This window comes from Arenibacter sp. F26102, assembly GCF_023015865.1.
Lineage (GTDB): Bacteria > Bacteroidota > Bacteroidia > Flavobacteriales > Flavobacteriaceae > Arenibacter.
Map to the genome: position 1 here is coordinate 183,794 of NZ_JALKBC010000011.1, position 11,703 is coordinate 195,496.

The 11,703-nt window shown below is 42.4% G+C and carries 9 protein-coding genes and 1 pseudogene; 2 read left to right on the forward strand and 8 right to left on the reverse strand.

The genetic code is table 11. The features are described 5' to 3' along the window. Window positions 1–42 precede the first annotated feature (42 nt). On the forward strand, window positions 43–2,379 hold the full coding sequence (locus tag MWU78_RS16000; protein WP_246999533.1) for a c-type cytochrome: 2,337 nt from the start codon (window positions 43–45) through the stop codon (window positions 2,377–2,379). Window positions 2,380–2,393: 14 nt separating this feature from the next. Further along, window positions 2,394–3,788: a mandelate racemase/muconate lactonizing enzyme family protein gene (locus MWU78_RS16005; RefSeq protein ID WP_246999535.1), complete on the forward strand. Its 1,395-nt coding sequence runs from the start codon at window positions 2,394–2,396 to the stop codon at window positions 3,786–3,788. A 511-nt stretch (window positions 3,789–4,299) separates the two neighbouring features. Here MWU78_RS16005 and MWU78_RS16010 read toward each other — a convergent pair. The 8 genes and pseudogenes from MWU78_RS16010 to MWU78_RS16040 form a co-directional block, all read right to left on the reverse strand. After that, window positions 4,300–5,367 (reverse strand): dihydrodipicolinate synthase family protein, encoded by a 1,068-nt coding sequence (locus MWU78_RS16010; protein WP_246999537.1) that lies wholly within the window; start codon window positions 5,365–5,367, stop codon window positions 4,300–4,302. A gap of 119 nt (window positions 5,368–5,486) precedes the next feature. Next, window positions 5,487–6,524 carry a hypothetical protein gene (locus MWU78_RS16015; protein WP_246999539.1) on the reverse strand — a complete coding sequence of 346 codons (1,038 nt, stop codon included), beginning with the start codon at window positions 6,522–6,524 and terminating at the stop codon, window positions 5,487–5,489. 82 nt (window positions 6,525–6,606) lie between these two features. Beyond that, window positions 6,607–7,830, reverse strand: a complete 1,224-nt coding sequence (locus MWU78_RS16020; protein ID WP_246999541.1) for an Nramp family divalent metal transporter — start codon at window positions 7,828–7,830, stop codon at window positions 6,607–6,609. Between the two features lie 214 nt (window positions 7,831–8,044). Then, window positions 8,045–8,992 carry an alpha/beta hydrolase gene (locus tag MWU78_RS16025; protein WP_246999543.1) on the reverse strand — a complete coding sequence of 316 codons (948 nt, stop codon included), beginning with the start codon at window positions 8,990–8,992 and terminating at the stop codon, window positions 8,045–8,047. Between the two features lie 150 nt (window positions 8,993–9,142). Then, on the reverse strand, window positions 9,143–9,265 hold the full coding sequence (locus tag MWU78_RS22465) for a hypothetical protein (protein ID WP_281503856.1): 123 nt from the start codon (window positions 9,263–9,265) through the stop codon (window positions 9,143–9,145). 1 nt (window position 9,266) lies between these two features. Next, complete coding sequence (locus tag MWU78_RS16030) at window positions 9,267–10,400, reverse strand: hypothetical protein (protein WP_246999545.1); 1,134 nt, start codon at window positions 10,398–10,400, stop codon at window positions 9,267–9,269. A gap of 264 nt (window positions 10,401–10,664) precedes the next feature. After that, entirely contained in the window at window positions 10,665–11,102 is a 438-nt protein-coding gene (locus tag MWU78_RS16035) for a divalent metal cation transporter (RefSeq protein WP_246999547.1), read from the reverse strand. Between the two features lie 85 nt (window positions 11,103–11,187). After that, window positions 11,188–11,703: pseudogene (locus MWU78_RS16040) on the reverse strand (hypothetical protein); the annotation flags it as partial.

Genomic DNA, 11,703 nt, shown 5'->3' on the forward strand with positions numbered 1-11,703 from the left:
ACCCCATTTAGTCAACACCTCCCAAAAACCTGAACATTATATATGAAATTACGAATTAAAATTGTCACGGTAGGTATCTTTTCCCTTTGTACATTGTCTTCATGTACCAATGACGAAGAGGCTAAGAGCCATCGCCCGATAGATGTCTGGGCTTTCCGGTCGGTGTTGGACAAGAAACCCAGAATGTTGACCGTTGCCCTAGATTCTCAAATGTACATAGCATATGATCTTGCTCATTGTACACTTCATAAAGCATGGAAAGGGGGTGTTTCCATGGAGGGAGCTCCCTACACGGCTAAAAAGAACATTCAACCAATCTCGTGGGGAACTACCTATATTTCCGATAGTATTCAACAACAGTGGATTGTGAAACGAAACGGGAAAGAGGAAACTTCAAAAATAGCAAATAAGGGGTATGAATTTAAAAATAATCAGCTGTACCTAAAATATTCCCTAGTCCTACTTTCTGGCGATTCTATTCAGGTAAAGGAACGCCCCGAATTTGTAGAGGACCCCACAGGTAGGCCCGGTCTTGAAAGATGGTTTGAAACGGACGGGGTACCAGAAGAAACTTTTCTCTTTTTGAAACAAGATAATGAATACTTTAAACTCGCCTCGAACAATGTTAGTGTCAAAACGGATTATTTTAACATCCTTCCGGAACAAAGTCCTCCTGAACCTAAGGCATCTTATGACCATTTGGGTAGGATGTGGATGGAGGAAAGCGATTGCTTCACCTGTCATGAGGTGGATAAAAATAATGTAGGGCCTGCCTTTACGGAAATCGCGCGACGCTACCCCAATGATGAGGAAAATATTCTTCATCTAAGTGAAAAAATACGGAAAGGCGGTTCGGGAGCATGGGGACAAAGTGTAATGAACCCTCATCCACTACTCAAGGAAAAGGAACTTAAAAAGATGTTGGACTATGTGTTAAGCCTAAAGAATGACGAAGATACGGTTGGGTATACCCCCTATGTCAGGAATTTTGAGGTTGCAGCCAAAGAACACTATCCCACACCCGGCCATGGAATGCCTCTTGAAGAGGTCCATCCTAGTTATGATCTGACAACCCTACATGGTGGGGATTTGAAGCCAAAAGTTGGTGGATTGGCCTTTTTGCCAGATGGCAGACTGCTTTTCACTACTTGGGATACCGAAGGTGGGGTATATATTCTAGATGGATTTCAGGACGGAGACAGTACAAAGATGAAGAGTAAAAGAATCGCTTCCGGTTTACATGAACCGCTAGGTATTGAAGTTGTAGACGGTAATATATTTGTTCTTCAAAAACACGAACTTACCCAGTTGATAGACCTCAACGGTGACGACCTTATTGATGAATACAGGGCCATCTGCAATACATGGCAGGTTACGGAAGATTTTCACGAATTCGCCTTCGGCCTGCATTACGATAAGGGATATTTTTATGTTTCGCTATCGATGGCAATGCGACTGTTGGCCACTGAAAAACAGAAATTAGATCGCGGCAGAACAATAAAAATAGCTCCTGACGGAAGTTATGAGCGAATCAACTATGGCCTACGAACCCCCAATGGAATCGGCAAGGGTGTTGACGGAGAACTTTTCGTGACGGACAATCAGGGAGAGTGGCTACCGGCCAATAAACTAATTCATGTTAAAAAAGGAGAATATCACGGTATGGCATGGGGTCTTTTAGATCCATTGCAAGAACCACCAATAATGGTACAGCCTGCTCTTTGGCTTCCAGACACTGAAATTGGCAATTCACCTTCAGAGCCGATAGAAATGAAGGATGGTCCCTACAAGGGGCAAATGCTTCATGGAGATGTAAGTCACGGGGGTATAAAACGAGATTTTCTTGAAAAAATAAACGGCAGTTACCAAGGCGCGGTCTTCCGTTTTACCCAGGGCCTCACAGCAGGAGTCAACCGGCTCTGTTGGGGTCCTGACGGAGCCCTTTATATCGGGGAAATAGGTATGGTAGGCGGTTGGACCTGGAAGGAAAAGAAATACGGCCTACAAAGTATAAGGTACAACGGCAAACCTACTTTTGAAATGCTGGCCGTACGGGCAAAGCCCGAAGGTTTCGAAATAGAATTTACCCAGCCCTTGACAAATATCTTGGAAGTTGATATATCCGACTTTTTTTTAACCCAATGGTGGTACAAACCTACTGAAGAATACGGAGGCCCCAAAATGGATCTGGAGGGTTTGGAGGTAACAGCAACAAACCTATCAAAAGACGGCAAGAAACTATATTTGGAAGTACCGGGACTAAAAAAGGAACATGTTGTATATTTAAGGATTCCAGATAATCTTCAGAGTGCCAACGGTCAAAACCTATGGTCTTCGGAAGCGTGGTATACCTTGAACCATATTCCAAAAAATGAATAGAAAACAATAGATTTATGAAGCGAAGGGAGTTTTTAAACAAAACCGCCGCGGCTACGGTCGTTGGCACCATAGGGCTGCCATTAAATATTAACTTACTCGGAAAAGAGAAAAAAATGCAATCAAAAATCAAGATTAACAACGTTAGTTCCAATTTTGAAAGGGAAGCGCTTAATCCCTATCGTTTTGGGGGAAGTGCCGTTACCCAACTTTGGCAGACGGCCGCTTGGCTACAAAGCGAATCGGGTATTTCGAAAATCGGGCTGGGTACCCAGAGTCCCCTTTGGTCCGACGGCAGCGTGGCCCGTGCCCATTCCGAAAACGGGGCCAACGCGCTGATGTTCGCGATGAGCGAAATGGCATTGCAACTAATAAAGGGCAGTTCCTTTACTGACCCTATACAATTACTAGACAATATTTTGCCTGAAGTCCACGCTTATGGTCAAAAAATAACGGGCAAAAAGGACCTCAGAAAGACCTTTGCGCTGAACTCTCTGGTTTGCATCGATAATGCAGCATGGCTACTTTATGCTCATGAAAACAACCTCCAGACCTTCGATGAAATGGTTCCATCGGAATTCCGACCTGGACTATCCCATAGGCATGAAAAGGTAGCTAGCATCCCCTCCTTTCCAGTTGGTACGGAGATCGAAAAAATAAAGGCCGCGGCCGACGAGGGCTATTTTATCCTAAAACTTAAAACGGGATCTAAAGGCACTCAAAAAGAGATGTTGGAGCATGATATGGAATTCCTCTCCAACGTACACAAGGCCATCGGGAATTACGAAACACCGCATACCAAAGACGGTAAAATCCCCTATTACATCGACCCCAACGGAAGGTACGGATCCAAGGACACACTTCTGCGCTTTTTGGACCATGCCAAAAAGATCGGGGCATTCGACCAGATTGCGGTTATAGAGGAGCCTCTAGGTGAAAATGACGAATCATATGTAGGCGATGTAGGGGTCATGATAGCGGCCGATGAAAGCGCACATACCGTACAAGACGCTATAGACCGAATGGAGCAGGGTTACGGTACCATTGTCGTAAAGGCCATAGCCAAGACCCTCAGTATGACCCTGAAAATTGTTCAGGCTTGTCATGAACGAAAGGTACCTTGTTTTAGTGCCGACCTTACGGTAAACCCAATTTTGGTGGACTGGAACAAATCGATCGCCGCACGTCTAGCACCGCTTCCCATGATGGATATCGGCCTATTGGAAACCAACGGCCATCAGTTCTATAAAAACTGGGACAAGCTGGAAAGTTATCACCCAAGGACAGGAGCAGAATGGACACAGGCACAAAATGGGGTCTTCACAACTGGCAAGTCGTTTTATGACGAAAGTGGTGGGATATTTCTTCCTTCAGAGCACTATGGGGAATTGTTCAAGGGAATCCAATATTAAATTACGGACTTGCCATATTTAAATAAAAATAAGGACAAGGGTGTGTTTACTGGTTAAAATAAGAAAATATCAAGAGAAAGGAGAACTTATAACGGTGAGACAAACTAAAAGGAAGCTGAACTGATCGATCACATTTTTGATCAGGACTATAAAGAGAGTGGTTTGGTGGTGACTTAATAACTCTTTATAGTGAACCTATTGAGGGATACCGATTTTTTAAAAATATTTTTTTGTAGTATTCGACAGTTGAATAAATTATCCTTGTAACCCGACTGATTAGTAAGTAGAACTTTAATGGTACCAACTATACAACAATAAGACCCCGCACCAAATGGCTCAAAGGACTTACAACTCATTCCTTTGGGCCATTTCGTGTCGCAACCTTTGTTGCATAAACATACTTCAATCCTTTAATTTTATACCCTGTCAATAATGGCATCTATTATTGTTCTGTCACTTTATTAAAGAAAGATTATTGAATAAGATTCATAGCTTCAAAAAGTTTTTGGACCTAGGACAGCCACCTATCTATATTCTCCGCGACAAATTTATCATCGTTCAAATGGGGGTATGCTCCATATACCCTATCTATCTCCTCTAACTGACCTGGGGAAAGCGCCTCATCTTCGTTCAAGGTCCATAGCCCCTCCAGTAATCCCTGACGCCGTAAAACTTCATGGATCCCGGGGATGCAACCAGAAAAATTGTGTGCGGGATCAAAAAAGGCTGCGTTGGTGTCCGTAATCTGAATGGACCGGGTTATGACCTTTTGTACGTCATTGTCATATTCACCTTTTTGTACACCATCCAACAACTTCACCGCAGCTTTTGTCCAAACCGCCCAATGGCCCAACAACCCCCCTACTATTCTTTTTTTGACTACTTTGCCCCCAACCTCGATTTGGTATTCGGACAATAGGTCGATAAGGATATTATCATCATTGCCCGTATAGAGCGTAACTTCATGCGGCCTATCCGACTCTGCTACCCCACGGACTACATCCAAGGTCTGATAGCGATTGAAAGGGGCCATCTTAATAGCCACAACATTTTCAATATTGGCAAACGCCCTCCAAAAATCTACATCCAATTTTCTCCCCCCCACGGCAGGCTGTAAATAGAACCCGATAACCGGGATTTTTTCGGCCACGGCCCTACAATGTTCCAAAATCTCTTCGTTGGTCGCATCCTTAAAGGCCCCTAGGCTCAAAAGGGCGGCATGATAGCCATTGGCCATGGCCGATTCCACTTCACCTAGTGCCTGCTTGGTCTTCCCAATAATCCCCGCAATTCGGATAATCGGTTTTCCTGTTTTGCGTGTGAAGGCATCGAATTCCTCTTTTGCGATCCTTAGGATGGGTTCGAATAGATCAAATTCAGGTTCACGTATCTCAAATTGTGTTGAATGTACGGCCACTGCGACACCTCCGGCCCCAGCATCCAAATAGTATCGCATAAGGGCACGTTGTCGGCGCTCATCCAATTTTCGTTCTTTATTTAGTGCTAACGGCAATGCAGGTATGACCACCCCCTTCTGAAGAGCCTCTAAAACATCTTTCGGTAATTCTGTATAATGCATATTATTATTTTTTATCGTATGATTGATCGGGCGTATAGGTACGATCGATCATGGTTTGTTCTTTTCGACCGTTATGTTGGAAAAATAAATCGGCCATGCTACTTCCTGTATGGGATGGCCTAATACTTCCCGTCCCGAACCTCAAAATGGGTGGGTTTACCCAATGTTTTTTTGTCGCTATCCATCCAACGGGCCGTCCATTCAATTACCTTATCTATTGGCACTTCGGGGGCACCGAACAATTCGTAGGACTTGTCCGGGTTGCTCAAAAGCGCGGTCTGGGCCTCTTCCCCCTCCAAACTTGCAACCTTTCCAAAGATCTGGGCAAATTTCTCGACCACATTTCGCACGGAGAGGGTCTCCTTTCCCGTTATATTAATAATATTGGCCGGAACGGTCGTTCGCTCCAGGGAACGCAATACCATATTGTTGGCATCGCCCTGCCAGATAACGTTGAAGTACCCCATTGACAGATCCACCGGCCGGCCGGCCTTCACTTTGGAGGCAATGTCCACCAAAACACCGTAACGCGGCTCTACTGCATAATTCAATCTTATCAATGCTACAGGGGTATTGTTCGCCTTACTACCGTATTCGAACATTCTTTCCCTTCCCAGACAGGATTGGGCATACTCCCCTACCGCTACGGGCCTATCGTTTTCTTTGGACCCGCCCGACTCTATTTCGACCAAAGGATAGACACACCCGGTAGAATAGGCTACGATCCTGGAGTCCTTGAAATGTTTGGCTACCAATCCAGGTAAAAAGGAGTTCATGGCCCAGGTAAGGGAAAGGTTGTCTTCGGATCCAAATTTCATCCCCGCCAAAAAGAATACGTTCTTCACCCTTGGAAGGCTTTCAAGGAAGGCTTCGTCCAAAAGATCACCTTTAATGGTTTCGACCCCCAGCCCCTCAATATATACCTGTTCGTCCTTGTTGCTAAAGCGCGAGACCCCAATGATCCTTTTGGAAACCCCTGCCATATCACAGGCCCTTTTGGCCATATGTGCAAGTGAGGGTCCTATCTTTCCTGCTATGCCAAGGAAAATAATGTCCCCATCCAACGTTTTAAACATGTCAACGGTGGCTTCGGTTGGCTGGGACAATAACGTCTCCAGCTGCTTCTCGTTCAATATTTCTTTTGGATACTCCTTCATAAAAATTCCTGTTTTTAATAAAATTCAATCATGTTCTTACACACGTTTTACTACCATATTTTTTATATCCGCCCATTATCCTTTAATTGATCACAGATCCAACTAGTGTACTTAGTTTCATTACCAAAAAATAGACCATCACCACAATGAGCACAAACCCAAATACCGCAAGCAGGTTTTGCTTTTTTGTATTTCGGAACTTCCCCATGATCTTTCGGTTATTCAAAATAAGATACATCCCGCCGGCTATAAAGGGAACCGCTAAAATGGTAGACGCCTGAGCTAGGATCAATGCATATATGACATCCCCCCGAAAAAATACGGCGACCAACATTCCCAATATCAAGATTATTGCAGTAAATACCTTTGGCATCTTTTGGTTCATGGAGCGGCCCATCCCGAATCCATCGGACAACAGGCCCCCACCTATTACGGCGTTCACCATAAGGGAGGAAAAGGCAGCTGCACATAGCCCGAGGCTAAAGATGACCTTGGCATAACTTCCGAAAAGTGCTTCCAACTGTATGGCCATATCGGCAGCAGATCTTACACTGATTCCCTGAGGGTGCAACGCAGCAGCAGAGGTAATAATGATCAGCATTGATATTAAGGCCAGAAAGAACACGCCCATATTGCTTTCGTTCACTCCACGTTGCAGATGGTCTATTTTCCAACCTTTGTCCTTCACCAGATACGATTGATAAATGGCTCCATTGATAGCAAAAGTAGTGGCCACAAGGGCCGAAATAACATCCATATTCTTCAAATTGAAGGATAAGGGCGAAAATCCTTTCACTACCTCCACCATATCTGGCCTAGTAAGCAAAAGATTGACCAAAAATGCCACAATCATGATCATCACCAAGAACATCATCAATTTCTCCAAAACTTTATATAAGTTCTTGGCCCAAAAGAGCAATACGATGGCCAGCACGGTAAAAACAACTGGCCAAATACGTTCATCTATCCCCGTTATTCCCTCCATTCCTATCCCGATTCCCAAATTATTTCCAAACTGGAAACAGGAAGCTGATATAAAGGAGGAAACCCCGATGATCATGGCAAACCAACGGCCATATGTATTGGCAATGGTCTGAAGTATCGATTCCTTATTCGTCAATCCGAACCGAACGGCCATGGATGTATATACCATCATACAGATCGCTGCCATTACAATGACCCATAAAAACGAATACCCATTTTCCGAGCCAACACTGGAAGCCACCGCTATACTGCCCGGGCCCAACACTACCGAGGCGATTATAAATCCAGGTCCCAGGGACTTTATCAATTCTTTGATTTTCATATATTTAAGTTTATTTTCTTCAATTTTGGAAAAGGCACATGGTTTATTCCCTATACATCTTCTAATCGTTGGTGTATTATTTATCACTACCACATCAGGGATTTATATTCACATGGCACCCTGTTATTGATTATAAATAGCATCCACAATTACCATATCTTAAACACCAATCATCTTCGCAAGGAAGTCAAAAATCAGAAAAGAATATAATTGATTATTCATTTACAAAATCATGGGCTATTAGCCATTTTTGAAGAGCTTCAGGCCAAGGGTGGTTAGCTCCTTCCCTACCCAATCCGAAACCATGTCCCCCTTCTTCATAGATATGCAATTCTGCAGGCACCTGGTGCTCTTTAAGTGCAAGTAAATAATTAATACTATTTTCCACTGGAACAGCCTTGTCGTCCATCGCATGTATTAAAAAGGAGGGAGGTGTGTTCACGTCTACTTGCTTTTCATTGGAATACTTATCGATTAATTCAGCACTTACATTTTCCCCCAATAAATTTACTTTGGAGCCTTTATTGGTAATATCCCCATACATCGAAATTACTGGGTAAATCAAAATTGAAAAATCTGGCCTAGCATTTATAGTATCGGAATTATAGACTTTTTCATTATAATGGGTAGATAGTGTGGAAGCAAGATGACCACCTGCGGAAAAGCCCATAACTCCTATTTTTTGGGGATTCAACTTCCAATTACCAACATTGCGCCTTAACAACCTAATAGCTTCCTGTGCATCTTGAAGGGGCCCGGAAGCTTTATCTTTCATTATCAAATCGTTCGGCAATCGGTACTTTAAAACGAATGCCGATACACCAATATCATTTAACCATTTAGCTACTTTATAACCTTCCTTATTGATTGACAAATGGGAATAACCACCTCCTGGGCAAATAATCACAGCAGCACCATTGGATTTGTTTTCATCTGCTAAATAAATAGTCAAGGTTGGGTTTATAACTTTACTTATTCCCCTAACTTCATTGTCCTCATCATAAGTGAGCACCTCCCTGTAATTGTTATTCACTATTGAATTTGGCACTAAATTGGACCATATAGGTATGACATTTTGAGCGTATAATGTTAATCCACCATAAAAAATAAAATATAGAATTACTAGATAGGTGAATAATTTCTGTTCTCTTTTCCGAATCATACTTTTAATTCATTAATTACTTTTATCTCTTAAAACTCGAAATCTCTTGTCTGAGCCAATAATTGGCAATGCGTCAAGATTAGCGGGGAACAGGACCGTTTCCCTAAATTCATGACCTCCGATGTAAAAAAATACACTTTCTTCCAACATCTAAACAAAATCATGTGCCATAATACATTGGTTTTCCGAATTTTGGTGCAAATATCTTCGTACCTCCAAAAGATAGGGAACAATATTTTGGGCAAGAGTCTCGCTGATTTGTTGTAGGTCCATTTTAGTAGTATTTATCGACGGTTACCACAAGAGGGTGATTTAAACGCTCGGAATAATAAAGTGCCTCGTCCTCGGCCCTCTCGGAATCGGCATTAAATATAAAATAAGCATTTCTTTCATAATACCTACTACCTGCTGGAACAGCTAAAATGGTATCGGCGATAAGGATCCGGTTCCAATAACGGCCATTGCCCACCGATTTACTAATTTTAGTGTATGGTTTATGTAAAGGTGACTCCTCTCCATTCACATTTGTATTTTCATAATCAAGTCTAATAGAACCAAAACCATAGCCTTTATCCTTGTTATAGAATGCCAACCAAGGGGAATCATCTGTAATATGTTCCTCCTCTAAAATATCAAATTCTTCCTTGTACAATCCTAAATTCACAATAGAATTGTCGGGTTTGGCAAAAATAAGGTCGGTAAAAAGACTATCCATGGTCATTTCGTCATTACGTAAAAGTTTCAACTTTACATCCTCTATTACCGTAATAGTCGACGTAAATTCAAAATAAGGGAGTCCGGCATAAAAGATATATTCCCCCTCTACATGTATTTCAGGAATGCTATCTGTCTCTCCCGATCGGGTTTTTGTTATTGTATAAGGTCCCGTACCCTTAAGCTCATTTTTTGAGGATTGAGATAAGAATTCCATTGTATAATAACGTTTGGAATCGCTTCTCGAAAAATTGGGGGCCCAATGTATAGGGGTCTTATGGTTTCGATGCAACAATTGATTATTGAAATTTTTTAAAATTAGGTTCAGTACTTGTCCGCCTCGCTTATCTTGTCCTGTTCCAAAATTGGCTTTGTAATATTTGTTTTCAACAAAATGGTCGGTTTTGGAAAAGTGTAAATCACTAAGTAAAGAGTCTCTTACTTCCTCATTATGCTCGATACTGAATTTTTTTATTTCATTGGGTTTTATAGCTACCGGAAACACAATACGCAAAAAAAAGCCATTTTCATTCTTGATGGTGTCAGTTGATTGAACGGGAACGACAACACCATCTGGCCCGACTGCTACCAAATTCCCTATGGGACCCAAAATTTGCCCTAGGGTTATATCTGCCTGTACATATTCTAAACTTCTTTCTAAGCCATTTTGTTCTGCAACAGAAATAGTAATCATTGTTTTTGGCTTAGAACAACTGAATACACTAAGTAGCAAAGCAATTATTAAAAAGAATACAGTTTTCATATTTGTCATTGTTAATTATTAAAAATTCAGATTGGCCTCCCATCAATTCAGATGGTAGTTCAACCTATCTAATCGTTTTGTTAAATATATTGCATACTCAACTTACCAATCTCCAGTCCTGCTTTTAATATTTTGCATTATTTTAGCGCCATCATATTATTCAGCATATTCTTGATATACCCTATCTTTTTCCTTTTATTGTCCCGGTGACAACTTTTCGTTTGGATCTAAGTACCAAATTCCTTCTAGAGGCCCTTGTTGTCGCAGTACTTTATGGATTCCCGCGATACCCCCTAAAAATTGTTTTGACATCGAAAAGGTGGTATTAGAGTCGGTTATCACAATAATTGGTATGCAAAAACCAAGTGGCTTGCCCAATTCGTACTTTATCCGTTCAAAAAAAGAAACGGAACTATCCAGTCCGATTCTGTCCGACATTTTCGTAAATGCCGCCATCAATATAACTGTAAGTATCAATACCCAAAGCAATGAATACCAGAAACTGGTGCCCAATTTGGCGTATATTGTAAGACATCCCGAGCCAAAGACCAGGGCCGCCGTAATAATACCGGGACCGATTTTTTTTAAATATCTTTTAATTTTTGAGCCTTCCTTTATTGTGGGAGTTGGCATATAATCTGATTTTAGTATTGCTATTGTTCCATTTATTAGATTCCAATCATTTGGTCATATAACCAAAAATCATTTTTTGATCGATTTACAGTACTTCGGCCTTACCGGGAATCGGTATACTATAATTTCCATCAGGTCCGGGCACAGAAGGCATATCCGCATCCCAGCTGAATTCCTTTGGCAGAATACTCCTATTGGATTTCAGGGCCTCCTCCACCGTGATTATTTTCCCGGAGTGGATGGCCATGCGCCCGATAATGGTGGTCAAGGTGGATTTCGCTCCATAGTCCACCTGGTTCAGGGGCCTGTTGTCGATTATCGAGTTGATGAAGTCGGACTGGCATTTTTGGGAAGCCCCGAGGGTCTCGTCCTTGTCGCGGTGCCTCCAGAGCAACTCCCCTTTCGAGTTATATATTTGAAATTTTTCGTCGGCATACCCATTCGAACCCTGAACATGGAACCCGACCCTGTTCCACGTATTGTCCATATTGGTGGACTGAACGTGCAGCTTGATCTTATTGGCATACTCGAATTCTGCGTAATGGTGGTCGTAGGTGTTCCCCTGGTCGGGGCCGCTGAATGTCTGCCTGCCCCCCAATCC